The 26,266-nt window shown below is 58.6% G+C and carries 22 protein-coding genes and 3 tRNA genes; 10 read left to right on the forward strand and 15 right to left on the reverse strand.

The genetic code is table 11. The annotated features are described in order from the left end of the window. The 3 genes from GWQ31_RS00005 to GWQ31_RS00015 form a co-directional block, all read left to right on the forward strand. Positions 1 to 522: integrase core domain-containing protein (locus GWQ31_RS00005; protein ID WP_275908341.1), on the forward strand; the 522-nt coding region annotated here is incomplete at its 5' end. Between the two features lie 61 nt (positions 523 to 583). Continuing rightward, positions 584 to 1,045 (forward strand): hypothetical protein, encoded by a 462-nt coding sequence (locus tag GWQ31_RS00010; protein ID WP_345893578.1) that lies wholly within the window; start codon positions 584 to 586, stop codon positions 1,043 to 1,045. Between the two features lie 438 nt (positions 1,046 to 1,483). Continuing rightward, positions 1,484 to 1,876, forward strand: a complete 393-nt coding sequence (locus GWQ31_RS00015) for a DUF2158 domain-containing protein (protein WP_275908342.1) — start codon at positions 1,484 to 1,486, stop codon at positions 1,874 to 1,876. A 431-nt stretch (positions 1,877 to 2,307) separates the two neighbouring features. Here GWQ31_RS00015 and GWQ31_RS00020 read toward each other — a convergent pair. From GWQ31_RS00020 to GWQ31_RS00070, 11 genes are all read right to left on the reverse strand, one after another. Continuing rightward, positions 2,308 to 2,394, reverse strand: a tRNA-Leu gene (locus GWQ31_RS00020). A gap of 41 nt (positions 2,395 to 2,435) precedes the next feature. Next, positions 2,436 to 2,509, reverse strand: a tRNA-Cys gene (locus tag GWQ31_RS00025). A 35-nt stretch (positions 2,510 to 2,544) separates the two neighbouring features. Next, positions 2,545 to 2,620, reverse strand: a tRNA-Gly gene (locus GWQ31_RS00030). A gap of 183 nt (positions 2,621 to 2,803) precedes the next feature. After that, positions 2,804 to 3,358 (reverse strand): CDP-diacylglycerol--glycerol-3-phosphate 3-phosphatidyltransferase, encoded by a 555-nt coding sequence (gene pgsA, locus GWQ31_RS00035; RefSeq protein WP_059113890.1) that lies wholly within the window; start codon positions 3,356 to 3,358, stop codon positions 2,804 to 2,806. Positions 3,359 to 3,542: 184 nt separating this feature from the next. Next, positions 3,543 to 5,393 carry an excinuclease ABC subunit UvrC gene (gene uvrC, locus GWQ31_RS00040; RefSeq protein ID WP_275908343.1) on the reverse strand — a complete coding sequence of 617 codons (1,851 nt, stop codon included), beginning with the start codon at positions 5,391 to 5,393 and terminating at the stop codon, positions 3,543 to 3,545. A gap of 217 nt (positions 5,394 to 5,610) precedes the next feature. Continuing rightward, positions 5,611 to 6,255 (reverse strand): UvrY/SirA/GacA family response regulator transcription factor, encoded by a 645-nt coding sequence (uvrY, locus tag GWQ31_RS00045; protein ID WP_005320080.1) that lies wholly within the window; start codon positions 6,253 to 6,255, stop codon positions 5,611 to 5,613. Positions 6,256 to 6,468: 213 nt separating this feature from the next. Beyond that, complete coding sequence (gene kdsB, locus GWQ31_RS00050; RefSeq protein WP_275908344.1) at positions 6,469 to 7,248, reverse strand: 3-deoxy-manno-octulosonate cytidylyltransferase; 780 nt, start codon at positions 7,246 to 7,248, stop codon at positions 6,469 to 6,471. Continuing rightward, positions 7,245 to 7,433, reverse strand: a complete 189-nt coding sequence (locus GWQ31_RS00055) for a Trm112 family protein (RefSeq protein ID WP_005320086.1) — start codon at positions 7,431 to 7,433, stop codon at positions 7,245 to 7,247. The genes kdsB and GWQ31_RS00055 overlap by 4 nt, the downstream gene beginning before the upstream one ends. A gap of 142 nt (positions 7,434 to 7,575) precedes the next feature. After that, the gene (gene lpxK, locus GWQ31_RS00060; RefSeq protein WP_275908345.1) at positions 7,576 to 8,571 is read right to left on the reverse strand and encodes a tetraacyldisaccharide 4'-kinase; all 996 of its coding nucleotides are present in this window, start codon (positions 8,569 to 8,571) and stop codon (positions 7,576 to 7,578) included. After that, on the reverse strand, positions 8,571 to 10,340 hold the full coding sequence (msbA, locus tag GWQ31_RS00065) for a lipid A ABC transporter ATP-binding protein/permease MsbA (RefSeq protein WP_265422354.1): 1,770 nt from the start codon (positions 10,338 to 10,340) through the stop codon (positions 8,571 to 8,573). The genes lpxK and msbA overlap by 1 nt, the downstream gene beginning before the upstream one ends. Positions 10,341 to 10,600: 260 nt before the next feature. Continuing rightward, positions 10,601 to 12,802, reverse strand: coding sequence for a DNA internalization-related competence protein ComEC/Rec2 (locus GWQ31_RS00070; RefSeq protein ID WP_275908346.1), 2,202 nt, complete (start codon positions 12,800 to 12,802; stop codon positions 10,601 to 10,603). Between the two features lie 27 nt (positions 12,803 to 12,829). On the opposite strand from GWQ31_RS00070, the gene GWQ31_RS00075 reads away from it, so the two are divergent. From GWQ31_RS00075 to GWQ31_RS00085, 3 genes are all read left to right on the forward strand, one after another. After that, a complete protein-coding gene (locus tag GWQ31_RS00075) occupies positions 12,830 to 13,342 on the forward strand; it encodes a DUF2062 domain-containing protein (protein WP_021139626.1) in 513 nt (170 codons plus the stop codon). Further along, complete coding sequence (locus GWQ31_RS00080) at positions 13,339 to 13,824, forward strand: DUF2062 domain-containing protein (RefSeq protein WP_275908347.1); 486 nt, start codon at positions 13,339 to 13,341, stop codon at positions 13,822 to 13,824. Before GWQ31_RS00075 ends, GWQ31_RS00080 begins: the two co-directional genes overlap by 4 nt. A 160-nt stretch (positions 13,825 to 13,984) precedes the next feature. After that, positions 13,985 to 15,496, forward strand: coding sequence for a helicase HerA-like domain-containing protein (locus tag GWQ31_RS00085; RefSeq protein ID WP_275908348.1), 1,512 nt, complete (start codon positions 13,985 to 13,987; stop codon positions 15,494 to 15,496). A gap of 88 nt (positions 15,497 to 15,584) precedes the next feature. On the opposite strand, the gene GWQ31_RS00090 is transcribed toward GWQ31_RS00085, so the two are convergent. The 3 genes from GWQ31_RS00090 to GWQ31_RS00100 all read right to left on the reverse strand — a co-directional run bounded on the left by GWQ31_RS00090 (position 15,585) and on the right by GWQ31_RS00100 (position 19,179). Then, complete coding sequence (locus tag GWQ31_RS00090) at positions 15,585 to 16,775, reverse strand: amino acid aminotransferase (protein ID WP_275908349.1); 1,191 nt, start codon at positions 16,773 to 16,775, stop codon at positions 15,585 to 15,587. A gap of 173 nt (positions 16,776 to 16,948) precedes the next feature. After that, entirely contained in the window at positions 16,949 to 17,890 is a 942-nt protein-coding gene (locus GWQ31_RS00095; protein ID WP_275908350.1) for a hypothetical protein, read from the reverse strand. Between the two features lie 218 nt (positions 17,891 to 18,108). Further along, positions 18,109 to 19,179 (reverse strand): porin, encoded by a 1,071-nt coding sequence (locus GWQ31_RS00100; protein WP_275908351.1) that lies wholly within the window; start codon positions 19,177 to 19,179, stop codon positions 18,109 to 18,111. 381 nt (positions 19,180 to 19,560) lie between these two features. Between GWQ31_RS00100 and dinG the strand changes: the two genes are divergently transcribed. The 3 genes from dinG (at position 19,561) to GWQ31_RS00115 (ending at position 23,461) form a co-directional block, all read left to right on the forward strand. After that, a complete protein-coding gene (dinG, locus tag GWQ31_RS00105; protein WP_275908352.1) occupies positions 19,561 to 21,633 on the forward strand; it encodes an ATP-dependent DNA helicase DinG in 2,073 nt (690 codons plus the stop codon). A 174-nt stretch (positions 21,634 to 21,807) separates the two neighbouring features. After that, complete coding sequence (locus GWQ31_RS00110) at positions 21,808 to 22,467, forward strand: DUF2057 domain-containing protein (RefSeq protein WP_096118242.1); 660 nt, start codon at positions 21,808 to 21,810, stop codon at positions 22,465 to 22,467. 64 nt (positions 22,468 to 22,531) lie between these two features. Beyond that, entirely contained in the window at positions 22,532 to 23,461 is a 930-nt protein-coding gene (locus tag GWQ31_RS00115) for a histone deacetylase (RefSeq protein WP_275908353.1), read from the forward strand. 123 nt (positions 23,462 to 23,584) lie between these two features. Here the strand turns inward: GWQ31_RS00115 and ylqF are convergent, their stop codons facing one another. Beyond that, positions 23,585 to 24,535 (reverse strand): ribosome biogenesis GTPase YlqF, encoded by a 951-nt coding sequence (gene ylqF, locus GWQ31_RS00120; RefSeq protein ID WP_005320120.1) that lies wholly within the window; start codon positions 24,533 to 24,535, stop codon positions 23,585 to 23,587. Between the two features lie 334 nt (positions 24,536 to 24,869). Here ylqF and GWQ31_RS00125 point away from each other — a divergent pair, with 334 nt between their 5' ends. Then, complete coding sequence (locus GWQ31_RS00125) at positions 24,870 to 26,261, forward strand: alkaline phosphatase (protein ID WP_275908354.1); 1,392 nt, start codon at positions 24,870 to 24,872, stop codon at positions 26,259 to 26,261. Positions 26,262 to 26,266 lie beyond the last annotated feature (5 nt).

Here is a 26,266-nt window from a genome sequence, read left to right on the forward strand (position 1 = left end):
TTGGGGCGCTTCCGTCGTCCCGGCCATCGGGTGACTGGTGACCGCCGCCAGGATTCCCGTGGCGCTGGATGGGAGTATGCGCATGTGGCGATTGATGACCATTCCCGTGTGGCCTTCAGCGCCCTGCTGCCTGATGAAACGGGACGCAGTGCCTGCCTGGCGCTGTTACAGGCACTTCGCTACTACGCCGGGCTCGGCATTCGCTTCCGTCGGCTACTCACTGACAATGGCGCCTGTTATCGGTCGAAACGCTTCCAGAAGCTGTGTCGTCGCTTGGGACTCAAGCACCTGCGCACCAAACCTTACACACCTCAAACCAATGGCAAAGCAGAGCGCTTCATTCAGACAGCGCTGCGTGAATGGGCGTATGCACGGAGCTATGACTCGTCAGCGCAACGGGCAGAACACTTGCAACCGTGGCTGCATGAGTACAACTGGCATCGTCCTCATGCAAGTCTGGGCTATAAGCCCCCCATCAGTCGTCTTCAATCTGTGAACAACCTGGTGGGTTTACACAGCTAGCGGCCAACCCCTGCCGGCCATCACCATCACCCGCCAAGATGGCGATCAGCACCGCTTCTCAGTGGCCGACCGCGACGCTTACACAGGCGTCATCGCCTACTGGCAAGACAACAAGGCCGCCGAGAAAAAGAAAATAGAGGTGAAGCGCAAGAAGAAGACCAAGCCGAAACCGGAGCGGCCACTGCCACCGGGTGTCGTCGTCAACAAGAAGGAACACGAACTGCTGGTCGGCAACAGCGAGAACGTCAAAGAGCTGCGCCATGTTTACGCCAACCAGGCGAACGCCATGCGGGCCGCACGTGCGGAGTGGGAACGGATCCAGCGCGGGGTGGCCGAGTTCGACATCACCCTGGCCAAAGGCCGCCCAGAACTCTACCCGGAACAACCCACCACCGTCAGGGGCTTCAAACCCGACATCGACGCCGCCCCATGGCTGCTCACCCAGGTGGTGCACGACCTCACCAATCAGGGCTACACCAACCGCGTACAACTCGAAGTGAAGCTGGAAGAACTGCCAGAATGAAAAATGGCAGTCGCAATCCCTAATAGTAATATTGGGGGAATTCAATCCTCACATGCTCGATACAGCAACGAGGCAGGAGTAATATCTCTTACGAGGTATTTATTTGTCAGTAAGGGCTTGGTTTTCAAGCAATAGCCCCAATATCCGTATGGAGCAGGGTGCTCATTCATGGAGGCTATATGGTAGAGGGGTTTAACGTAGGTGGGATTGTAAGGCTTAGGGTTTTGGGGATAGAAGCAACCATTGACTCTATCATTTCAGAGCCCAATTCTCCGGTTATGGTTGGATATTCTTTCGTCGATAAAAACGGGGATTTGCAATCCCATATCTGTGATATACATCAATTCATTAGTGCGATAGAGCCAGTCAGACGCAAACCTATTACGTTCACTTTATGATGCCGATAAATCCAGTGATCGGCGTAACAAGGAGTTAAGTATGCAGGATGGTGTTCGATTTTCCGTTGGTCATGTTGTTGGCCTGCCAAGCGGTGGTCCAGATATGGTTGTCAGCAGCATTCGGGCTGAAACTGGCGGTGTCACGTGTGTTTGGTTCCATACACCTGAAAGTGCAGAGCTGCTAGATGCGACGTTCTACGCAGAGAGTCTGTGCCTAAATTATGGGGAGCCTGAGGCTGGGCATCCAGAGGTGCAGCTTCATCCTGGCCAGATGGTGAGGCTTCGCAGTGGCGGACCGGACATGACTGTTGAATACGTTAAGGATGATGGTTATTCAAAACGAGTTTCGTGTATTTGGTTTGCGCATCGTAACCTTGCTCAAACGCCATCATCAGCAATTTTTAACCAAAATACGCTCGTTGTTGTTGAGTGACTGCGGTTGAACAAGCTATCAAGGGGCCTCCGGCCCCTTTGTCATGCCCCTAAGCCTGACCGCGCATAATGCGACATTCTGTTAAATCAGTGCCATCAACAGATATCGATCATCAAATTCGTTGCCGCCACAACCGCTTGATCAACTAGCAAGACTGCAAGTAAGCACTTGTTTTTGAATTATTTTTCCCATGTTAAAAATCCCATACTAAAGAGCGTAGAACTCCTTGGGGAATTTTTGGGGTCAGAGACAAATAGGCTCACAGGTAATCATGATCTGCTGATCCAATGGGTTGCAGTACGGTCAGATGCTTAGAGCAATACAGGGGGCTCAGTGATGGCAAGAAAAATCTGTGTGGATCAAATGTGGACACTGGAAGGAAAACAAAAAGGCCACTATCGCTAGTGGCCTTCGTAAGTCTTTGATTTTAATGGTGCCCGAGGCCGGAATCGAACCGGCACGACGCGAACGTCGAGGGATTTTAAATCCCTTGTGTCTACCGATTTCACCACTCGGGCACCGCAATCGGTATCAAGTCCGCGTGGCGGGCTTGTCAATATGGAGGCACGTTCCGGAGTCGAACCGGACTAAACGGATTTGCAATCCGCTGCATAACCGCTTTGCTAACGCGCCATGCAAAAGAGAGTTGGCTCTCTATTGTCTGAATTTGGAGCGGGAAACGAGACTCGAACTCGCGACCCCGACCTTGGCAAGGTCGTGCTCTACCAACTGAGCTATTCCCGCATTGGTCTGGCTGACTGCCTGACTACGAGGACGCATTCTAGCGATGTTCCTCGCTCAGTCAACCAAAAATATTTAATACCCTGATCGTTCGGGTGTTTTTTACCCTTTTCCTGTACTTTTACCACTCATGAGCGTTTCCCTGCCCCAACGACAAGGAAACGCCGTTTTCTGCCAGGACAGAAACTAGAAGCGGGAGTGGTAGGTCAGATCGCCCCAGGCCGCTTTCATGTACTGAAACATGGACCAGAAGGTGAGCACGGTCGCCACATACAGCAGCACGTAAGCGAGCCACACCATCCAGATGTCGTATTGCCAGATAAGGCCGGTGAGCGACACCATCTGGATCATGGTCTTCCATTTACCAATCCAGCTGACTGCAACCGCGGAACGCTTGCCAAGTTCGGCCATCCATTCACGCAGGGCCGAGATGATGATCTCGCGGCCAATCATGGTCATGGCGGGGATGGTGACCCAGATGGTGTTGTAGTGTTCGACTATGACCACCAGGGCCGCGGCCACCATGATCTTGTCAGCGACCGGATCGAGGAAGGCACCGAAGGCGGTTGACTGATTCAGCTTGCGGGCGAGATAGCCATCAAACCAGTCGGTCGCGGCCGCAAGAATGAAGACGACAGCCGCCGCCAGATAGGACCACTGGTAGGGAACATAAAACAGGATGACGAAGACGGGGATGAGCAAAATCCGAAAAAACGTCAGCAGGTTAGGAATATTTGTCATTATTTTCAGCCACTTCTTGTATGCCGCTACATGGTAGCCCCAAGCCGATCACAGATGCAACCGGACAGGCGCCCGCCTTGGTCTATTAATCCATCAATAACCTCAGGATGCGGGCCATTATGGCATTTTCAGCCCCCTTGCGTCACGGCTCTTGTGCATCAGGATCCGGGGTTGAGAGCTATGTTCAGAGCGAACGCAGTGCATCGTGGATCGACTGGGCCAGCTCCTGGCTGATACCCGGCACCTTGGCGAGATCGTCCACACCTGCCTTTTTCACCTCCTGCAAGCCCCCCAGATACTTGAGCAGGGCTTGACGACGTTTGGGCCCGACCCCCGGAATGTCCTCCAGGGTACTGCTAGTACGGGCCTTGGCGCGCCGTGCTCTGTGGCCGGTAATGGCAAAACGGTGGGATTCATCGCGAATATGCTGGATCAGGTGCAAAGCGGGCATATCTGCCGGCAAGTGCAGCTCTTCGTGGCTCTCCCCCATGATCAGGGTCTCCAGCCCCGCCTTGCGGGTTACCCCCTTGGCAATGCCCACCAGCAGCGGGTATTTGCCGCCGAGAAACTCCTGCTGACGCGCCAGGATCTCCTCGGCGCGGCGCAACTGACCGAGCCCGCCGTCGATAAAGAGCACATCCGGCACCTTGTCCGGCTCTTGCAGCTTGCCAAAGCGCCGCTCCAGCACCTGCTCCATGGCAGCGTAGTCATCACCGCCTGTGATGCCGTCGATGTTGAAACGACGATACTCTGAGCTCAGCGGCCCTTCGCGGTTGAACACCACGCAAGAGGCCACGGTACGCTCCCCCATGGTGTGGGAGATGTCATAACACTCCATGCGGGCGATGGGGCGCTCCAGCTCCAGCAGCTCTTCCAGCTGGCTGAAGCGGGCCGTGGTGGTGCTCTTGTGGGCGAGGCGCGAGCGCAGCGCAGTCTCGGCATTGATGGAGGCGAGCTTGATGAAGCGAGCCCGCTCGGCACGGGTACGGCTCACCACCCGCACCTTGTAGCCAGCAGTCTGGCTCAGGGTGTCGGCGATCAGGGTTTCATCCTCGAGGGCGACGTCCAGCAGCACCTCGCTCGGGATCTGCCTGCCCCCCTGCCCCGACAAATAGAACTGCAGCAGGAAAGATTGCACCACCTCTTCGAGGGGCGTGTCACTCGGGACCTTGGGAAAGTAGCTGCGCGAGCCGAGTACCTTGCCCTGGCGAATAAAGAGCACATGGATACAGGCTGCGCCCTGCTCGAACGCGACACCTATGACGTCCAGGTCGTCCAGCACGTTGCCGCTCACCGATTGCTGCTCTGTTACCCGGCGCAGCGCCTGGATCTGATCCCGATAGCGGGCCGCCTCTTCAAAGCGCAGATCGCCGCTGGCGGACTCCATCTTGCCCACCAGCTCGCCTATCACCTGCTGGTTCTTGCCCGCCAGAAACAGCTTGGCCAGCCCCACCTGCTGGGTATACTCAGCCTCGCTCACCAGACCGGCGACACAAGGACCGGCGCAGCGTTTGAGTTGATAGAGCAGACAGGGACGGGTGCGGTTGGCATAGACGGCGTCTTCGCACTGGCGCACAGGAAAGATTTTCTGCATCAGATGCAGGCTCTCGCGCACGGCGCCGCCGGAAGGGTAAGGACCGAAGTACTCCCCTTTAATCTTGCGGGCACCGCGATGTACGCCGATGCGGGGGTGCTGGTGCGCCGTGATGATGATCCAGGGGTAGGATTTGTCGTCCCGCAGCAACACGTTGTAACGCGGCTGGTACTGCTTGATGAGATTGTGCTCGAGGATCAGCGCCTCTGTCTCCGTGTGGGTCACCATGACCTGAATGTCGGCGATCTGGCGCACCAGGGTACGGGTCTTGATGCTGTCGACATTGGTACGAAAATAGGAGGCGAGCCGCTTTTTCAGATCCTTGGCCTTGCCCACATAGATGACGGTGCCACCGCTGTCATACATGCGGTAAACGCCGCTCTGGTGGGTCACGGCACTCAGAAAAGCCTTGCTGTCAAAGAGAGGTTCAGAAGTCGTCATGATGGCTCCGGCAACAGGCGTCGATATGGTGGTCACGGCACTCAAAAAGGCTTTGCTGTCAAAGAGGGGCTCGGGAGAAAAGGTCATCAGGCTACTCGATTCAACACAAAGGGGCGAAAACGATAGAAGTCAGCATCAACGGAGAGAGCATACTGCGCCAGGCCAGCGAAATGCAAAAAGGCGGCCGGGCCGCCTTTGCTTGCCACACGACAGCCGGTTACAGGGTGTCGGCATCCAGCATGCCATAGCGAATGGCCAGATGGGTCAGCTCCACATCGCCATTGATGTCGAGCTTGCTGAACAGGCGGTAGCGGTAGCTGTTGACCGTTTTGGGGCTCAGGTTCAACTGTTCGGAGATGTCAGTCACCTTCTGTCCCTTGGTGATCATCATCATGATCTGCAGCTCGCGCTCGGAGAGGGACTTGAAGGGATTCTCGTCCGCCGAGGCAAACTGACTGAGGGCCATCTGCTGGGCGATCTCGGGGGAGATGTAACGCTGGCCTGAATGCACTAGGCGAATGGCGTGGATCATCTCATCCGGCGCGGCTCCCTTGGTCAGGTAACCGGCGGCGCCCGCCTGCATCACCTTGGTCGGGAACGGGTTTTCTGAATGAATGGTCAGCACTATGATGCGCACATCAGGCCGGATCCGCAGTATCTTGCGGGTCGCCTCCAGGCCGCCGATGCCCGGCATGTTCATGTCCATCAGGATCACGTCAGGATGGTGCTGACGGCAAAACGTGACGGCGGTTTCCCCGCTCTGTGCTTCACCCACTACCTTGATCCCGCGGACATCTTCCAAAATGCGTCTTATCCCTGTACGCACCAACTCATGATCATCGACCAGGAATACATTAATCACCCAAACACCCCGTTTTTTATCTCGTTATACGCCAGTTAGGGTTAACACGGCGTCTTGCATCATAACCAAACTCGTTCATTTGGCAAACCATGGGCGGGAAAAGTTTGAAAGTGCTCGTAAATGGTGTTTGTAATCAAATAATTATATAAAGATTCAACACAAAAAACGGTGCCTGCAGGCACCGTCCAGAGGGTCAGATTGATTGTACTGGCATCAGTTCGCCAGCAACGCCCGCACCTTGTCCAGATCGGCCTGGGTATCCACCCCGACCGGCGGCGCTTGCAGCGCCTGGGCCACGTGGATCTTCTCCCCGTACCAGAGCACCCGCAGTTGCTCCAGGGCTTCGACCTGTTCCAGCACGCTCGGCGCCCAGTCCACGTAACGCTGGATGAAACCGGCGCGATAGGCGTAGATGCCGATGTGACGCTGGTAGTGATCGCCAATCTGCTCGTGGCTCCCAGCAGCGCGATCACTGGCAGCAAAGCGATCCCTGTCCCAGGGAATGCAAGCGCGACTGAAGTAGAGGGCATAGCCATCCTTGTCCGTCACGACCTTGACCGCATTGGGATTGAACGCCTCTTCTGCGTCCTGAATGGGTACGGACAGCGTCGCCATGGGCGCGCTCGCCGCAGCCAGGTTGTCGGCCACCTGACGAATGATGGCGGGGGGAATGAGCGGCTCATCTCCCTGCACGTTGACCACGATAGTGTCGGCAGGGAAGCCGTAGTGACGGCACACTTCCGCCAGTCGCTCGGTGCCGGACTGGTGATCCTGCGATGTCATGCACACCTCGACACCGGCTTGTTCGGCAAAAGATGCCAGGGCGCGGTGCACCCGCTCGTCATCGGTGGCGACGATCACCCGATCCGCACCGGATTGCAGGGCTTTTTCCACCACGTGCTGCACCATGGGCTTGCCATGGATATCTGCCAGCGGCTTGCCCGGCAAGCGGGTCGAGGCGTAGCGGGCAGGAATGACCACCACGAAACTCATGACGGCATCTCATCGCTATTGAGCTGGCGAGCACGGTTTTCCAGCAGCACAGGGATCCCCTCTTCCAGCGGATAGGCCAGCTTGTCGAAGCGGCAGACCAGCTCGTGCACGGCCTTGTTGTAATGCAGCTTCCCCTTGCAAACCGGGCAAGCAATGATGTCGAGCAATTTAATGTCCAATGCCAAAATAAACTCCTTCAACGATGTCGAGCGGGCAAGACAACCAGGCCCTTATGATGTCGAGCTATTCAATATTCGATTTCGGGCCGAAATACCCCCCTTCAACCATGTCGAGCGGGTGATACAGCCAGGCCCCAATGATGTCGCGTCACAATCCGGAGCCTGAACGCGGCACTGTCAGCGATGGCAGTTTTTGCAGCAAGGTATCGAGCAAGGAGGCAGGCAACTCGGCACTGACCGGCAGATACCACCAGCTATCCAGCGCAAACGTCTGGCACTTGACCGCGTCTTTTTCTGTCATCAGCAGCGGACGCTGCCCGAAGCGTGTGACCAGCTCATCGCGGTCAAACGCATGATGATCCCCATAACCAACCTGCTGGTGCAACTCATACCCCAGCTCGGCCAAGGTAACAAAAAAGCGGGGAGGATGACCTATCCCGGCCAGGGCATCCACCGCTCTGGGCAAGGGCTCGGTGGCCTGGGCATCATCCCGCACCCGGCGCGGCACATCGGCCACCAGGCGCATGGCATACTCTCCTTTGGCAGGCTCACCGCCATTGCAGATGATGGCATCGACCCGCTTCAACCGGGTAACAGGCTCGCGCAGCGGCCCCATGGGCAGCAGGCAGGCATTGCCAAAGCGGCGTACCCCATCCACCACCACCAGCTCGATATCGCGGGCCAGCCCATAGTGCTGCAGGCCGTCGTCTGTGATGATGATATCCACCTCACCGCTTTGCTCCAGCAGCCGCACCGCATCGGCTCGCTTGGGGGCGACCACCACGGGGCAACCACAGCGCCGGGCGATCAGCACTGGCTCATCCCCCGCCTGCGCGGTCGTGCTGGCGGCATCGAGCCGATAGGGGTAATGGGGCGCCTTGCCACCATAACCACGGCTCACCACTCCGGGCCTGAATCCGCGAGCTTGCAACTGCTCCACCAGCCAGATCACCACAGGGGTCTTGCCGTTACCGCCCACCGAGATATTGCCCACCACCACCACAGGGACAGTGGCACGATAGGTTTTGAACCAGCCACGCCGATAGGCGAAGCGGCGCGCGCCGCTAAGAATGGCAAACAACAGGGCAAAAGGGGCCAGCAACCAGCGCCAGCCGCTCTTGCCGTACCAGAGTTGCTGCAGCATTAGCCCTTGTTACCCACGGAAGTGTTACCGAACTGGATGGCGCGCAGCTGGGCATAGGTCCCCTGGTTGGCCATCAGGGCCTCATGATTGCCGCGCTCGACGATATGACCCTCGTCGATCACCAGGATCTCGTCCGCCTTCTCTATGGTGGAGAGACGGTGGGCGATCACCAGGGAGGTGCGCGCCTTGCACAGCTCGTCGATGGCAGCCTGGATGTGACGCTCTGACTCGGTATCGAGTGCCGAGGTCGCCTCATCCAGCAGCAACACGGGGGCATCGCGCAGCAAAGCGCGGGCGATGGCAATACGCTGACGCTGACCACCGGACAGCGAAGCCCCGTTCTCGCCGACCACGGTATCGTAACCCTGGGTCATCTTGCTGACGAACTCGTCGGCATGGGCGATGCGTGCCGCATGCTGGATCTCTTCCCGGCTGTAACGCTCTTCCGCCGCATAGGCGATGTTGCTGGCGACCGTGTCGTTGAACAGGTGCACATGCTGGGAGACCAGGGCGTACTGCTTGCGCAGCTCGCTCAGGCGGTACTCGCGAATGTTGACGCCGTCCAGCAGGATCTCGCCCTGCTCCACGTCGTAAAAACGGGTCAGCAGGCTGGCGATGGTGCTCTTGCCGGAGCCGGAGCGTCCCACCAGGGCCACGGACTTACCCGCCTCCACCTTGAAGCTGACGTTGTGCAGCGCAGGGGTGTCCTTGGTCGGGTAGGTAAAGGTGACATTGCGAAACTCGATCTCGCCACGGGCACGATCCAGGGTACGGGTACCTGTGTCCTCTTCCGGGGTGGAGTCGAGCAGACCAAACAGGCTCTGACAGGCGGTGATGCCGCGCTGGAACTGGTTGTTCACGTCGGTCAGGCTTTTGAGCGGCTTGAGCAGCATCATCATGGAGGTGACCATGACGGTGAAAGTACCGGCTGTCAGGGTCGCCTTGACGCTGTCGATGGTCGCCACGTAGAGGAAGACGGCCAGCGCAACGGAGGCCACCATCTGGACGATGGGGCTGCCGATGGCATCGGCGGCGACCATCTTCATGGTCTGCTGACGCATATGGTTGCTGACGCGGAAGAAGCGTTTCTCTTCCACCTGCTGGCCACCAAACATCAGCACCTCTTTATGACCCTTGAGCATCTGCTCGGTCGAGGTGGTGATGTCGCCCACCGCCTGCTGTATGTGGCGGCTGATCTTACGAAAACGTCGGCTGATGAGGCCAATGAGGATCCCGACGACCGGGCCTACCACCAGGAAGATCACCGACAACTGCCAGGAGTGCCAGAACATCAGACCGAGCAGACCGATCACGGTCGCCCCTTCCCGCACCAGCGAGACCAGGGTGGAGCTGGCAGCAGAGGAGACCTGACCCGCGTCATAGGTCACCTTGGCCAGCAGGTTGCCGGTGTTCTGACGGTCGAAGAAACTCATGGGCATGGCCATCAGGTGGCTGAACACCTGCTGTTGCAGCCGCATCACCACATGGTTGCCGACCCAGGCCATGCAATAGTTGGAGAGGAAAGTGGCACAGCCACGCAGGGCAACGATGCCAAGCACGAAGAAAGGCATCCACTTCAGCACACTGCTGTCATTGCCATTGAGGCCCTGATCGATCAGCGGCTTGATGGAGTAGACGAAGGTGGTATCCACGGCGGCATAGCCCAGCATCCCTATGATGCCGCCGACCAGACCCAACTTGCGATCCCGGACATAACCGAGCAGACGCTTGAAGACAGGCCAGCTGTCTTGTGAGGTTTCTTGTTGCATGAATAGCCGTTAATAAGGGAAATGACGGGGTATTCTAGCCAAAGCTTGGGCATCCACCAAGCGCCGCCATCTCGATACCCACAACCCAAGGGGGAAATGACGGATTAATGCCCAAGCCAAAGCTTGGGCATCCACCAAGCGCCGCCATCTCGATACCCTCAACCCAAGGGGGAAATGACGGATTAATGCCCAAGCCAAAGCTTGGGCATCCACCAGGCGCCGCCATCTCGATACCCGCAACCCAAGGGGGAAATGACGGATTAATGCCCAAGCCAATGCTTGGGCGTCCACCAGCTGCCACCTCGTCGATACCAGGGCCCCAAGTCGCGCTCGGCGCGGATATTGAGCCCGCCAGACGCGGATTCAATCAGGATGGCGCCATCCTGTCCGGTCACCCATTGGCGAGCCTGTCCATACCTGGCAACCACTTCGGGGCGAGGAAAATCCCACTGATTGAGATACCCTGCGCTGTGTACTACATAGCCCACCCCCACAGCCTCGACAAAGGGCACAGTGGATGAGGTGCGACTGCCGTGATGAGGACTCACCAGCAGGGTGCTGGCCAGCCCTTTTCCCTCCAGCAACACCAGGCGCTGCTCTGCGCGTTGCTCTATATCCCCACTGAGCAGCACGCTGTGTTGGCCATCGCTGATGCGCACCACACAACTGTCGTTATTGCGGCCATGCCCCGGGCGTTCCGGCCACAGCACCGCAAACGTCAGCCCTTGCCAGCGCCACTGCTGGCCACGCTCGCATAGCAACACTGCCGGCTCGAATGCAAACGAGGACAACTCCCCCCGTACCGGCAATGCCTTCAGCAACAGTTGGCGATTACCGGCATGATCCCTGTCTTTATGGCTGATAATGAGCCGGTCCAGCTGCTTGATCCCAAGATGACCCAACACAGGCAAGATCACCGCTTGCGCCATGTTGTAGCCGCCGGGATAACTGTCGCCGGTATCATAGAGGATGGCCCGCTCACCTCGGCTGATCAGCACCGCCAACCCCTGCCCCACATCCAGCACACGCAACTGCCACCCTTCGGAAACAGGCCAACAAGCCAATAACAGAGCGACACCGCCTGGCAACCAGATCCAGCGCGCCTGATACCAGCGCCAACCGAGCCAGAGCAATAGCAGCAGGGCACACAGCGGTACCCACCAGCCGGGAAGTGGCCACCAGAGCTGGAATCTGGCAGCCAACCAGCCGAGCAGGCCAGTCACCCAACCGAGACCCAGATCTGCCACCCAGAAGAGCCCATGGCCCACTGCGGGTGAAAGCAGCGAACAGAGAACACCGAGCAAGGCCAGCGGAATAATGACAATGCAGAACAGCGGCAACGCCAGCAGGTTGATCATCATGGCCAGTGGCGCTACGCCCTCGAACAGTGCCAGTTGCAGGGGTAACAGACCGAGTAACAACCATAACTGGAGCTGCCACAACCGTGGCTTGGCATTGAGATAGGCCACCAGCAGCAAGATGGCGACCGCCAGAAACGAGAGCCAGAATCCGGCCGAATAGAGAGCAAAAGGATCCCACAGGCAAAGCACCACAAACGCCCACAACCAGACCCGATAGGCGGGCCAATCCCGCTTGCTCCAGCGCAACAGGCTCCACACCAGCACCATGATGAGGGCTCGCTCTGTGGCCACTGCAAACCCTGCCAGCCAGCTGTAAATGGCGGCAAACAGCAGGGCGACTACAATGGCCCCCCTCAGCCCGAACAGCCGCCCAAGCCACCAGCCGAGCACGGCGACCAATGCGATATGCTGGCCGGAGATGGCGATGATATGGGTCAGTCCGCCGCCACGAAAAAGATCCCACTGCTCATCGCTGATACCGCTGCGCTCGCCAAAGGTGAGGGCCGCGAGCAAGGGAGCCTGGGCCAATTCCTGCCAACTGGCGGTGGCCTTTGCCAGCCAGCGATCACGCAAGCCCGGGGAAGCAAGGTCTATCTCGATGATGCGGCGCAGGTTGCCGGTGGCGGTGATCCCCTTGCCAAGCAGCAGACGTCGCCCATCCATCCCCGCCTCGTTGGCAAGACCATGGGCCGGTTTCAACGACGTCACCAGGGTCACTGAGCTGCCCGCCGGCATGGCTGGCAACTGTTGATAGGCGTTGACCCGGATCAGGGGCTCAGGCGTCACCTCTCGCTCATCAAGAGAGGTCACCCGCAGCAGCAGCCGGACAAATTTATCACCCTGAGGCTCTGCACTTTGCAGCCGTGCGGTTATGATGTGGTTCCCCTGCGCTCCCAGTTGATCCAACCAGGCGAGTCGATATGACAGATTGGCCTGCATCCAGAGGATGCCAAGCAGGAGAAACAACAGCCGCCAGGCACGATAATATGCAAGGGGAACCAGCAGGCAGAGCATCACGCCCCCCCATGCGATGGAAGGCAACCATGGCCAGAGTAACGAGGAGCTTGCCCCAAGGGCAAACGACAACAAGCGCAGATCCATGGTGCAAGTATTTAGCAAGGTTTCAATATGCCCAAACGAATCATCAAACGCTGGATGCCGGATCAGAAGACGCTCAAAGAAAACAAGCGCTTGCAGCTGTTTGGTAACCTGTTGCTCGACAACAACCTCTGGCACCTCAATCGCCGCTCTGCCGCTGGCGCCTTCGGGGTCGGCCTCTTTATGGCCTGGATCCCCGTGCCCTGCCAGATGCTGCTGGCGGCTGGCGGCGCCATCGCCTGCCGGGTCAATCTGCCGCTGGCCGTCGCCCTGGTCTGGCTGACCAATCCCATTACCATGCCCCCCCTGTTTTATGCCGCCTATCGGGTTGGCTGCCTGCTGCTCGGCCACCCCGCCCAGCATGTCGATATCGAATTTACCTGGCACTGGCTGAGCTCTGTGTTTGAAACCGTGGCACCGCCCCTGCTGCTGGGGTCACTGGCGCTGGCGATGCTGAGTTCTGTGCTCGGCTATGTCACGATCCGCCTGATGTGGCGTTTGAGCATCATTCGTCAATGGCGCCGCCGCAAGGCCCGTGCATGAAGCTGCCCCGTCTCAAACTCGACCCCGATACCCTGCGCCAGCAGAAGTGGTTTGCGCTGTTCGGCGATCGCCTGCTGGCACCTGCCTTGTGGCAAGGTGGCGGTCGCGCCCTGAGCGGCGCCGTGGCGGCCGGTATCTTCGCCTGCTGGATCCCGGTCCCCATGCACTCGCTGATCGCCGTCGCTCTGGCACTGGCGTTCAGTCTGAATCTGCCACTGGCCCTGCTGGCGGTCTGGTTCAACAACCCGGTGACGCTCCCCTTCATGTATCTCTATGCCTACCGCACCGGTTGTCTGGTGCTGCACAAGACGCCGGAACCGTTCCATCTCACCTGGTCCCTGCACTGGCTTGAGCACGAAGCGGCAACCCTGGTGCCCCCTTTCCTGCTCGGTAGCCTCTTGCTGGCGGTGCTGACGGCCATTCTGGGGGCTGTGCTGACGCTACTGTTGTTGCAACTGGGCAAGCTGATCCGTCCCCGCTGACCCGGCAACCCCTTGTCAAGACAGACCTTGTCCTGACAAGGGGGCTATCCCCTTGCTTCCCCTTATCCCTTGCCTGCCCCCGCTTGCCATCATTTGGCTCTGCCGCCACACTCCTTGTAGCTAGCTGCCCCACACCACCTGCCAGGACAAGGAGTCCACCATGGCCGCACCACTGACACTGGCCTATGCCAATGGCCAACCGCACTCCCTGCTGCCCGCCATGGCCAATCGCCATGGTCTCATCACAGGTGCCACCGGCACGGGTAAAACAGTCACCCTGCAGGTACTGGCGGAGGGATTCTCCCGCCTCGGGGTGCCGGTCTTTCTGGCCGATGTAAAGGGAGATCTCAGCGGCCTGGGCGCCGCCGGTGCCAGGTCGAGCAAGCTGGATGCCCGACTTGCCCAGCTCGGTATCCCAGCCCCCGCCTTTGCCGCCAGCCCGACCCTTTTCTGGGATCTGTTCGCCGAGCAGGGGCACCCGGTGCGCGCCACCGTCTCCGACATGGGTCCCTTGCTGCTGGCCCGTTTGCTCGGCCTCAACGACACCCAGAGCGGGGTGCTGGAGCTGGTATTCAAGGTGGCGGACGACGAGGGCTTGCTGCTGCTCGATCTGAAAGACCTGCGCGCCATGGTGCAATTTACCGGTGAGAACGCCAAATCCCTGACCACTCGCTACGGCAATGTGTCGACCGCCTCCATCGGCGCCATCTTGCGCAATCTACTTACCCTGGAGAGCGCGGGGGGTGATCACTTCTTCGGTGAGCCCATGCTGGACATTCAGGACTTGCTGCAAACCGACGGGGTCGGCCACGGCCATATCAATGTGCTGGCGGCCAGCAAACTGACCCAGTCCAGCCGCCTCTATGCTTGCTTCCTGCTCTGGCTGCTGTCCGAGCTGTTCGAGCAATTGCCCGAAGTGGGCGATCCGGACAAACCCGTGCTGGTGTTCTTCTTCGACGAAGCCCATTTGCTGTTCAACGATGCCCCCAAGGCGCTGCTGGAAAAAATAGAGCTGGTGGTGCGCCTTATCCGCTCGAGAGGAGTGGGCGTCTATTTCGTGACCCAGAGCCCGGCCGATATTCCCGACAGCGTGCTGGGGCAATTGGGTAATCGGGTGCAGCATGCCCTGCGCGCCTTTACTCCAAGTGACCAGAAAGCGGTGCGTATCGCCGCAAACACCCTGAGGGCCAACCCGGCCTTCGACGCGGCTGGCGCCATCACAGAACTGGGGGTGGGCGAAGCCCTGGTCTCCCTGCTCGATGAGAAGGGTCGCCCGAGCGTAGTGGAACGCGCCTTTATCGCCCCGCCAGCCAGCCGCATCGGGCCACTGAGCGAGGCAGAGCGACTTGCCCTGATCCGGGGATCCCTGCTCTATGGCAGATACGAGACTCGCGAGGATCGCGAGTCAGCCTTCGAGCGGCTCAATGACGGCAAGAGGGAAAATGCAGGCTCGCTGACTGACCCAACAGAGACGCCGCCAGCGACTGGAGGTCTGCTCGATACCCTCAACGGCATTCTGTTTGGCCGCACAGGCCCGCGCGGAGGCCAGCATGATGGTGTGGTGCAGACCGCAGCCAGGAGCGTGGCCCGCACCATAGGCAACGAAGTGGGGCGCCAGCTGGTACGCGGGGTGCTCGGCTCCCTGCTGGGGGGGAACAAGCGACGTCGCTGAGGTGCAAACAGCAGGAACGAAAAAGCCCGCCAGAGATCCTGGCGGGCTTTTTACTGAGCGAATACATCACCGAACAATGAGGGCTCGCTTACAGCACCCTGGCGATGGCCTCGCACAGGGGATCTATGTTGGCACGGGTGATCCCGGCCACGCTGATCCGGCCTGAACCGACGATGTAGATGGCAAACTCGCTCTTGAGCTGTTCAACCTGATCCTTGGAGAGACCGGAGAAGGAGAACATGCCGTTCTGCTCGCGGATAAAGCTGAAGTCCTGGCTCACGCCGAGGGCCGCCAGCTTCTCTACCAGCAGCTCGCGCATCTCGCGAATGCGCACCCGCATGGCGGCCACTTCTTCTACCCACTCTGCATAGAGGGCCGGATCACTCACCACGGCAGTGACCACAGCGGCACCGTGTGACGGCGGGTTGGAGTAGTTGGCACGGATAACGGTCTTGACCTGGGTAAAGGCCACATCGGCAATCTCTTTGCTCGCGCTGACCAGAGTGAAGGCGCCGACCCGCTCATTGTAGAGGCCGAAGTTTTTGGAGAAAGAGCTCGCCACCAGCAGCTCGTCATGGCACTCGGAAAAGATGCGCAGACCTTCGGCATCTTCTTCAATACCACGGGCAAAGCCCTGATAGGCGAAGTCAAACAGCGGCAACCAGCCGGCAGCAGCACTCTGCTTGGCCAGGGCGCGCCACTGATCGCTCGTGGGATCGATACCGGTCGGGTTGTGGCAGCAGCCGTGCAACAGCACCAGTTCACCTGGCTGAACCTCGGCCAGCGAGGCCTGCATGGCGGCAAAGTCGAGCCCCTTGGTGGCGGCATCGTAGTACTTGTACCACTTGACGGTCAGACCCGCGGCCTGGAACACGCTGACGTGGTTGGCCCAGGTGGGATCGGAGATCCAGATGGTCTTGGCCAGACCGTTGCGCACCACGAACTCGGCGGCGATGCGCAGGGCACCGGTACCACCCGGTGCCTGGGCTGTCTTGGCGCGACCGCTGGCGACCAGCGCAGAATGCGGCCCGAACAGCAGTTGCTGCACTATGCGGCCATATTCGATATTGCCTTCAATACCGAGGTAGTTCTTGGTCTTCTCGTCGGTAAGCAGCTTCTGTTCTGCTTTCTTGACACAGTGAAGGATTGGGGTAGCTCCGGTCTCATCCTTGTAGATCCCGACCCCCAGATTGATCTTGTGGCTGCGAGAGTCAGCCCGGAAGGCTTCGGTCAGGCCCAGGATCGGATCCGCTGGGGCGGCAACAACCTTTTCAAACATGGTATTCCCTGTATTCCGTTGAGTTCGTTGGTGGCAAAGCGTGTTGGCAAACCGTCTGTCGCACGCAAAAACGTGGCAGACAAAAGCGCCCGTTTGACGAGCGCTTCGTCAACTCTTTATATCACTGCGCTCAATGGGGGAAAACCGCTTTCTCAACGGCATCTGCGGCAATATCAACCGATGGCATGCCATGCTGGCGCCAGGGCGCACACCTCGGCAGACAAGCCACCATTGGACTCAACCAAACCGCTACAAACTGCTAACAAAGGCTTGGGAATACGGCTCGGTTCCCAGGGGCGGGAATCGGTCAGTGGCTGGGCATAGGCTGCCATGATGGGGGGCAAGCCGGTTGGCAACCACCAGCTGGCAGGACGAGCGAGCCGCTGGGCCAGTGCCAATACCCGATCCACTCCGGCAGGATCGAGGGAGGTGAGGTGGCTCCACTGTACCTTGGGCGGCAACGCCGCCACCATCTGCTGCAAGGCGAGCTGGGCAGTAGCGGGTGCCCATACCAGCAGGGTTCCTGCACAAAGGCTTAGCTCAGCAAAGGCACCGACACTGTCGGTGGTGATCACCCGCTCAATCTCCCCCTCCCCCCACAGTATCTTGCCAAGGCCTGACAGTGTGCGCTCCGGCACAGCCACTTCCCCCAGCGCCTGCAACCAGGGCGCTGCATCGAGCAAGGTGCCACCGCTGAAAAACAGGCTGAAAGGCACAGGCGCTCGCAGCCGCAGCAGCTGATCGGCACAGAGCCGAATTCCCTTGTCCTCGAAATCGATCTGCTCGACCGGACTGAAGGTAGCCTCTGGTTTACGATAGAGTGCTGCCAGTACCCGATCGTTGACTCGCTCCCCCAGTTGCCAGCCATGGGCCTGCAGCCACTCTTCAGGCTCAGGGGGCGCGGTGGCAATCTCGGCCAGCATCAGCTCGCGAGTCAGGTAACGCCGTCCGGCCGGGGTCAGCTCATAACTGTGATTGCCAAGGGCAAGCAGCAACTGGTTGTCCTTGAGCAAACCCACCAACGGCAGGTACTGACGAGCCCGGATCACCACAGGAGAGTGATCCAGTAACTGGCGGGCCAGTTGCCGCCATTGCGGGTGACTGAAGTCAATCAAGCGTTGCCCTTCCCTGTTTGTCGAGCATCCTTCAACGAGTGGAATAATCTAGCGATTCACAGGCAGAGAGCCAAGGGCAAAAAAGAGACAACGTGAACTGGCGCAGGCGGAAAGGGGGAAGCATGAACGAAGTAGGCAGAAAACAAGTCAGGATCAGATAAAGCAAAACGGCCAAGCAAGCTTGGCCGTTTATCAACTCAATCTACGCTAAAGCTAGATTAGAAGTTGTATTGCAGGGCGACAGTCCACTCGTCGTCCTTCTTGTCGATACCCTGGATTTTGTACTCGGTATAGGCTTTCAGCTTGGAAGTGAAGTTGTACTGAACACCCAGCAGGGTTTCATCAATCTGATCTTTGTACTCGGAACCAGCGGAATTGGAGTTGACCTTAGCTTCGGTGAAGTTGTAACCGGCCAAGAAGGTCCAGGCGTCAACATTGTAAGAAGCAGCCAGCTCGTAGCCACGGCCCTTGTCCTTGTCACCACTAGTGGTGGTGTCATATTTCAGGTCGCCCTGGGTGTAAACACCGGCGAAGTAGAAACCGTTGATTGCATAATGTGCACCCAGTGCCCACTCTTTCTTGTCACCGTTGCGATTGGTGACAGAGTTTTCGAGGTCAGAGTAAGCATAACCAGCGTTCAGACCCAGACCGAAGTCGAAGTCATAGCCAGCGGCAGCGGCATAACCGTAGTTACGCTTTACATTCGGGCCATAAACGGCAGTTTCTTTGATGCCTTGACCGACGTCAGTGACTTTAACAGCCTTGTCGTCGTTGGTTTGATAGGACAGCTTGCCTTTGAAACCACCGTAGGTGTTGGAGTAGATCACCTGGCCTTCTTGACGACCGTCGTAGAAGTTACCTACGTCACCCCATTCATTGAAGATATCGGTCGGTTCCAGCACGTCGTAGAAAGCAGTGTCGGTCTGACCGAAGATGATCTTGCCGTACTGGGTACCGTCGAAGCCTACGTAGAGGTGACGAGTATCGAACTTGGAACCGTCAGAGTTCTCGGCAGAAACTTGCCACTCGGTCTTGGCGATACCGGACCAGGTGTTGTTCAGGGCAACCTTGCCGGACCAACCCAGACGGGAAGAACCAACCAGCTCACCGTCAACATCCTTGTAGCCGGATGCTGCGGTAGCGTCGGCGGTGTTGTGGTCACCGTAGTAGTTAGCCTGTACGCGGCCATATACGTCGAAGGTGGTACCGTCTTTGTCATAGATCACTGCAGCGTTAGCGGCGGATGCAAACAGAGCCGGGATAGCAATAGCCAGAATTGTCTTTTTCATAGTTTCCAATGCCTACTGTAATTAAACACTAAGTTGTTGTTATTCCCTGTGTTAGCGATGTTCTTTGCATCACTATGCAGCCGAGACTAGCACCGGATTTTTTGAACCGCAATGAAAAAACTTGGAACTTTCTACCAAACACATGGTCTTAGCGAAAAAAGTGTGATCTGAATCTCATATTATTTGCATGCCAAGGGAAAACGTTTACAGCGATAATCGCTGGCTTTATCAGGCCACTTTGGTGATTTATCGCACAATGGCGACGGCGCGCCTTATAAATAGAAGAAGAGGTCAAATTTGTGCGCTGAGCCATGCCTCGACCCGGGTTGGCAGTTACAGGTATCCTGTCTCCCTTCACTCCCCGAAACGGTCCTTTCTTTCATGCTCTCTACCCGCCTCAAAGCCGCCATTCGCAATACCTATCGTCAAATTGCCGATGGTTTACCCGGTTTTGTACCGCGCAAGGAGCAGAATTTTCTGGTAGCGGAGATCGCCAAGACCCTGACCGGGGAATATGACAAGCAGCGCCGTATTCTGGTGGCCGAAGCGGGCACTGGTATCGGTAAATCCCTCTCCTATGCCCAGGGCGCCATTCCGGTGGCACGGCTGACCCAGAAGAAGCTGGTGATCTCCACCGCCACTGTCGCCCTGCAAGAGCAGTTGATCCACAAGGACCTGCCCTTTTATCACCGCCACAGCGAACTGCCATTTCGCTTTATGCTGGTCAAGGGCCGTCAACGTTACTGCTGCGAGCATCTGCTGGAGCAAGCTGCCAGCGGTACCGAAATGGCCAACTTCGAATTCAACTTCGACGCACTCAGCAAACACAAGCCATCCGACTCTGACAAGGAACGCTATCAGGCGCTGTGGCAAGCTTATACAGACGGAAAATGGGACGGCGATCGGGACAACTGGCCAACGCCCATTCCCGATCTCTGCTGGAATCGCATCGCTGCCGACCGCCATACCTGCAACAAGGCGCTGAGCCATCATCAGCACTGCCCCTTCCATCGCGCCCGCAACGACATGGATGCCGCCGATGTGCTGGTGGTGAACCATGCCCTGCTGCTCTCGGATCTCACCATGGGTGGCGGCATCATTTTGCCGCCACCCGATGAGTGCCTCTATGTACTGGATGAAGCCCACCACCTGCCCACCATAGCCCGGGATCACGGCGCCGCCTCGGCGAGCATCAAGGGTTCCCGCCGCTGGCTGGAAAAGTTGACGCAAAGCGCAGGCAAACTGGCCAGAACGCTGAACAAGGACAGCCTGCTCGATCCCCAGTTGAAGCTGCAGGATGCGCTGGCCTCACTGCAACCGGATCTCAAGGCACTGGATCAGTGGCTGGGTGCCAACGACAAGCTGTTCAATGGCGAGGCACATTATCGATTCGCCGAAGGCGTGTTGCCCGATCCCCTGCCCATGCTGGCGGAAAATCTGAAAGAGGCGAGCAAGAAGGCGCTGCGGGCACTGGACAGGATGCAGGGTGCCATTGGCGAAGCCTTGAAGGATGGCGAGATCCGGCGCAAGGAGGCCGAGCTCCTGCTGGCGGAGAGCGGCTTCTACCTGCAACGGCTGGAGAGTTTCTGCGCCCTGTGGGAGATGCTGGGGCGCCATGTGCCCGAGGGCAAGACACCGCTCGCTCGCTGGATGGCCAAGAGCGATGATGGCGACATCTGGTTGCACGCCTCCCCCATAGAGGTGGGTTATCTGCTGGAGGAGTGGCTCTGGTCCAAATGCCTCGGTGCCGTGCTGGTGTCAGCCACCCTCACAGCCCTCTCCTCTTTCAGCTATTTTCGCCATCAGGTGGGACTGAAAGAGCATGACGGCACCCGTTATCTGCGCCTGCGCTCCCCGTTTGACTACCAAAAAGCCGAGCTCTATCTGCCCAAGATGGAACATGAGCCCAGCTCCCCCGCCTTTACCGAGGAGCTCATCAGCGTGCTGCCCCGCATACTGGCAGGCAAGGAGGCAAGCCTGGTGCTCTTTTCCTCCTATCGGCAGATGAACGAAGTAGTGGCAGGGCTGAGGGCCAAGGGACTCTCCTTGCTGGTACAGGGTGAGGCATCCCGCAATGCACTGCTCACTCTGCACAAACAAAAATGCGATGGCGGTCAGCCCAGCATTCTATTTGGCACCGGCAGCTTCTCGGAAGGGCTGGACTTGCCCGGTCACTACCTCACCAACCTAGTGATCACCAAACTGCCGTTTGCGGTGCCCAACTCGCCAGTGGAAGAGGCCACCGCCGAGTGGGTAGAGAAACGGGGTGGCAACCCCTTCCTGCAACTGACGGTGCCGGAAGCCTCTCGCAAGCTGATCCAGGCCTGCGGCCGCCTCATTCGCAAAGAGGCGGATCGGGGCCGGGTCACCATCCTCGACAGGCGTCTGCTGACCAAGCGCTATGGCAAGGGACTGCTCGATGCATTGCCCCCCTTCAGTCGCCGGATTGAATAGGGCCAGCTCTGAACTGGCCAGCATGGCCCACTGGCATGACCACTGTTTCATAGCAAAGTGAGCAGCAGGGTAAATATGAGGCACCATAAACGCCTATTGCCGCCCTTGGGCAAACCTGTAAAAATGAGCCCCTGTTTTTCAGTGGGCAATCGCCTGACTGTTCAAGGAGATGAAATGAAACTGACTGTTCTGGTGCCGGCTCTGGCTGGTCTTTTGTGGGCAGGTAGTGCCCTGGCCGATGCCCAATTGGAAGTCACCAATCCTTATGTTGCCCAGTTGATCGATGGCCAACCCATCAATCCCAAGCTGCTCGACAAGAGCAACACCTACCCCATCAAGGCGGGTGATCATCAACTGGTCGTCGCCTTCGAAGGCAACTACTCAAGCCGTAGCGACATCAAACTGGTGACCGCCGAGCCGCTGGTGATCAACTTCACCGCAGCCGACAACCAGAAACTGGTACTGGACTTCAAGAAGCCGCGCAACGAAAGCGAAGCCAAGCAGTTTGTGAAGGATCAAAAAGTCGTTCTGAAAGACAAGAACAGCGGCCAAATCGTTGCCAGCGAGCAGTTCGTGATGCCAAAGGTCGAAGGCTTCCAGCTGACCCGTGACTATCAGCAAGAGCTGCTGGGCATGGGCAAGGCCTTCAACCAGCCGACCACAGTCGCCGTTTCTACCGCCGCCGTCATGGCCGCCGCCAGCGCGCCGGTACAGGTTGCCCCGAGCAAGGCTCAGAGCAATCCGGAAGCCCTGACCCAGCTGCAGAGCTGGTACAACAAGGCCGACGCGGAAACCCGCAAAGCCTTCCAGATCTGGGTTATCCAGCAGCAGTAATGCCGTATCGTGCAAAAAGGGGAGCCTGGCTCCCCTTTTTCATACCCCATCCGGTCTGACACCCATGTCACTGCGCATTTTCTATCACCCTTATTACTCCTCTCTGGCGCTGCCCGAACGCCATCGCTTTCCCCTGGCAAAATACCAGGCCCTGTTTCAGACGCTCAGCACCCGGGGCTATCCGCTCCAGAAGACACAAGCCGCAACCCGAGCGCAGATCGACCGGGTTCACGACAGTGACTATGTGAGTGCCGCACTTGCAGGCCAGCTTGATGATAACGCCATCCGCCAGCTCGGTTTTCCCTGGTCGCCACGGCTCATCGAGCGCACCCTGCTCTCGGTCGGGGCTACCCTGGCCGCCAGCCGCCACGCTCTCGAACAGGGCTGCGGACTGCAGATATCCGGCGGCTATCACCACGCCCACCGGGCTCACGGCAGCGGTTTTTGTCTGTTCAACGATCTGGTGATTGCTGCGCAAACCTGCTTGGACGAGGGGCGCTGCGATCAGGTGCTGATCGTGGACCTCGATGTCCATCAGGGGGATGGCAGCGCCGCCCTTTGTGCCGGGCGGCGTGACATCATCACGCTGTCGCTTCACGGGGAGCACAACTTTCCCCGCCACAAGCCGGCCTCCCATCTGGACTTTGCCCTGCCAAGCGGCATGCAGGACGATGCCTATCTCGACACCCTGGCGCAGGCACTCACTCTGGCGCTGCGCCTGTACAATCCCGACCTCGTTCTCTATCAGGCCGGGGCCGATGTGCACCATGCCGACGAGCTCGGCTATCTGGCCTTGAGTGATGAAGGCATTCGCCAGCGCGATGCCATGGTATTTGACTGTGCAATCAAGCATGGGCTGCCTGTCGCCGCTGTACCCGGTGGTGGTTACCGTCGGGAGTGGCAACAGCTGATCCCGCTGCACATGACGCTGTTTGAGGAGGCGCGCAAGCGCTTTGGCCAAACCAGCATGCCTGCCCTGTACCCGGATTCATAATAGAGAAGAGGCGATCCTTTGGGTCGCCTCTTCTTTATTATCTTGTCTCTTTACCTCGACCACACAGGCGTCAAACAGTCTGCTCACACTTCGCAAACCTGCCTTGGCGGGATAACGTTGAACCTACTTTTGACGCTTCCTGGCGTACTTGCGACGGGCGCGCGCCTGACGCTCATCTTCCCGCTCGGCCTTCTCTTTGGCTTTTTGCTCGGCTTCATCTGCGGCTTCGACAATCTCGACGCTCACCATCTCCGGCGTCTCCAGCGAGATGCGGCCCAGCAGGCCTGAGCGGAACTCGTTAATCAGGATCTCGGACGCCTTGTGCAGATCGGCCAGACCCCCTTTCCGCACGAAGGCGCGTTGACGGGCGATCATCTCCAGCAGCTCGATCTCGGTCTCGGGCAGTTCAGCTATCTGGTAACGTGCCTTGATCCGCTCCGGATAGGCCTTGATAAAGTAGTCAGCGGCGAACATGGCGATATCGGCATAATCGAATACCGTATCCTTGATGGCCGCGGTGATGGCCAAACGATAACCGCAGGAGGGCGGGTTGAGCTTGGGCCAGAGGAAACCGGGGGTATCTGTCAGGACGACGTTGTTGTCGAGCTTGATCCGCTGCTGGGACTTGGTCACCCCTGCCTCGTTGCCCGTCCGGGCTATGATGCGACCCGCCAGGGTATTGATCAGGGTGGATTTGCCCACGTTGGGGATCCCCATGATCATGGCCCGCACGCCGCGCAACTCCAGGTTGCGCTCCGGCAGCATCTCGTGGCACAGGGTCAGCAGCTGCTTGATCTTCTCGGGCTCCTGCTGGGTCAGCGGCAGGGCCTTGATCCCTTTCTCCTTTTCCATGTGGGCCACCCACAGCGCCGTGATCTCGGGGTCGGCGAGATCCGCCTTGTTCAGCACCTTGATAACAGGGGTATCGCCACGCAACTCGGGCACCAGCGGGTTTTCGCTGGAGAAGGGGATGCGGGCATCGAGCATCTCTATGATGACATCGACCTGTGGCATGACCTCGGCAATCTCTTTGCGGGCCTTGTGCATGTGGCCGGGGAACCAGTTGATGGACATATCCGTTACTCTCTAAATAGGGGCTGCGGGCGCTGGCTTGCTATGGAACGAGCGGCGGGCGATGGCAGACGTCAGGCGTCGCAAGGGGGCGCATTTTACCTGCTGGCGCCCCGATTTGACAGGTCATTCTAGCCATCAGGCCATAAAACCACCAAGCAGCCCTGAAGGGAGAAGAGTGGCGGCCCGGTACCAATCTCCCTCAGCAATTGACACATAACACACTGATATAATGTAACATTTATTTCATCTTTTCATACAACCGTCACCGATAATCAGTAAAAGTGTCATCTCCTGCCTCTAGGCTGCGCTCAGGTTTTACAAGGAGCGAACCCCAATGAGAAAAATGGCAGGACTTGCATTGATGATCGGCGCCGCCCTGGCTGCCGGCTGCAACTCCAACAACGACAGCACCACACCCGACCCCAGCGCCAGGAACGTCATCTTCTTTCTCGGTGACGGCATGGGCCTCAATACCCTGACGGCGGCCCGCATCTACGGTGTCGGCGAAGAGGGCAGTCTCACCATAGACAACCTGCCAGAGACGGCCTTTATCAAGACCTTCTCCCACGATGCCCAGGTCACAGATTCCGCTCCTTCCATGGCGGCCTACATGACAGGGGTCAAGAGCAACAACGGCGTCATCAGCATGGACGGCGATGCCACCTATGAAAACGACTGCAGCAAGAGTGCCGGCAAGCCGGTCACCACACTGCTGGAGCTGGCCAAGGCCGACGGCCGCGGTACCGGTGTCGTCACCAGCACCCGGGTCACCCACGCCACACCGGCTGCCACCTATGCCCATATCTGCAACCGGGATCTGGAAAATGACATCGCCGTCCAGCTGGTGCCGGGCGGCACCGGTTACAACGGCGCCCTGAAAGAGGGGCTGGATGTGGTGCTCGGCGGTGGCAGCGGCTTCTTCCTGCCAAAAGCCGACAAGGGCAAGCGGGAGGATGGCCGCAATCTCATCAGCGAGATGCAGGCCAAGGGCTACCAGTTTGCCAGCAACCTGAGCGAGTTGAACAAGGCCGAGGCTGGCAAGCCGCTGCTGGGACTGTTCGGTTCTAGCCACATGAAATATGAACTGGACCGCCCGGCCGATGAGCCTTCACTGGCACAGATGACGCTGGCCGCCATCAAGCAGCTCAAGGACAAGGAGAAGGGTTACTTCCTGATGGTGGAAGGGGGCCGCATCGATCACGCCCTGCACGACACCAACGCCAAGCGTGCCTTGCAAGATACCCTCGCCTTCGACAACGCCATCAAGGCCGCCATCGATGAGGTGAAAAAAACCGACCCCGAGCTGAAGAACACCCTGATTGTGGTCACCGCCGACCATGATCATACGCTCGTGCTCAACGGTTATGCCAAACGCACCGGCAAGACCACCACAGGCAACCCGGGTGTACTCGGGCTGGTGAAGAACTACCAAACCGGTGAACCCAACAAGGATGCCGATGGCATGCCTTACACCATCATCGGCTTTGGCAACGGCTACAACCGGGTGGATGGCCCGCGCAGCAGCGTGGCACCGCTGGACGATGCCACCGTCTCTGCCAACGACTATCACCAGGAGGTCGTGGTCAAGGTCGGCGACATTGGCAACGAAACCCACGGCGGTACCGACGTCTTCCTCGGCGCCATCGGCCAGGGAGCGGACAGCTTCCACGGCTCTCTCGACAACACAGCCGTCTTTGGCAAGGTCAAGGCTGCAGCCAAGCTGTAAGGAGC

It is taken from the genome of Aeromonas sp. 2MA4, from assembly GCF_029237305.1.
GTDB lineage: Bacteria > Pseudomonadota > Gammaproteobacteria > Enterobacterales > Aeromonadaceae > Aeromonas > Aeromonas salmonicida.

Excerpts from the sequence above, each read along its gene's own strand:
- kdsB (WP_275908344.1), bottom strand. The coding sequence starts at position 7,248 with ATGAGTTTCGTGGTGGTCATTCCTGCCCGCTACGCCTCGACCCGCTTG.
- GWQ31_RS00110 (WP_096118242.1), top strand. The coding sequence starts at position 21,808 with ATGAAACTGACTGTTCTGGTGCCGGCTCTGGCTGGTCTTTTGTGGGCA.
- GWQ31_RS00115 (WP_275908353.1), top strand. The coding sequence starts at position 22,532 with ATGTCACTGCGCATTTTCTATCACCCTTATTACTCCTCTCTGGCGCTG.
- msbA (WP_265422354.1), bottom strand. The coding sequence starts at position 10,340 with ATGCAACAAGAAACCTCACAAGACAGCTGGCCTGTCTTCAAGCGTCTG.
- ylqF (WP_005320120.1), bottom strand. The coding sequence starts at position 24,535 with ATGTCCATCAACTGGTTCCCCGGCCACATGCACAAGGCCCGCAAAGAG.
- dinG (WP_275908352.1), top strand. The coding sequence starts at position 19,561 with ATGCTCTCTACCCGCCTCAAAGCCGCCATTCGCAATACCTATCGTCAA.
- GWQ31_RS00100 (WP_275908351.1), bottom strand. The coding sequence starts at position 19,179 with ATGAAAAAGACAATTCTGGCTATTGCTATCCCGGCTCTGTTTGCATCC.
- GWQ31_RS00080 (WP_275908347.1), top strand. The coding sequence starts at position 13,339 with ATGAAGCTGCCCCGTCTCAAACTCGACCCCGATACCCTGCGCCAGCAG.
- GWQ31_RS00015 (WP_275908342.1), top strand. The coding sequence starts at position 1,484 with ATGCAGGATGGTGTTCGATTTTCCGTTGGTCATGTTGTTGGCCTGCCA.
- lpxK (WP_275908345.1), bottom strand. The coding sequence starts at position 8,571 with ATGCTGCAGCAACTCTGGTACGGCAAGAGCGGCTGGCGCTGGTTGCTG.
- GWQ31_RS00085 (WP_275908348.1), top strand. The coding sequence starts at position 13,985 with ATGGCCGCACCACTGACACTGGCCTATGCCAATGGCCAACCGCACTCC.
- GWQ31_RS00075 (WP_021139626.1), top strand. The coding sequence starts at position 12,830 with ATGCCCAAACGAATCATCAAACGCTGGATGCCGGATCAGAAGACGCTC.
- pgsA (WP_059113890.1), bottom strand. The coding sequence starts at position 3,358 with ATGACAAATATTCCTAACCTGCTGACGTTTTTTCGGATTTTGCTCATC.
- uvrC (WP_275908343.1), bottom strand. The coding sequence starts at position 5,393 with ATGACGACTTCTGAACCTCTCTTTGACAGCAAGGCTTTTCTGAGTGCC.
- GWQ31_RS00090 (WP_275908349.1), bottom strand. The coding sequence starts at position 16,775 with ATGTTTGAAAAGGTTGTTGCCGCCCCAGCGGATCCGATCCTGGGCCTG.
- GWQ31_RS00125 (WP_275908354.1), top strand. The coding sequence starts at position 24,870 with ATGAGAAAAATGGCAGGACTTGCATTGATGATCGGCGCCGCCCTGGCT.
- GWQ31_RS00070 (WP_275908346.1), bottom strand. The coding sequence starts at position 12,802 with ATGGATCTGCGCTTGTTGTCGTTTGCCCTTGGGGCAAGCTCCTCGTTA.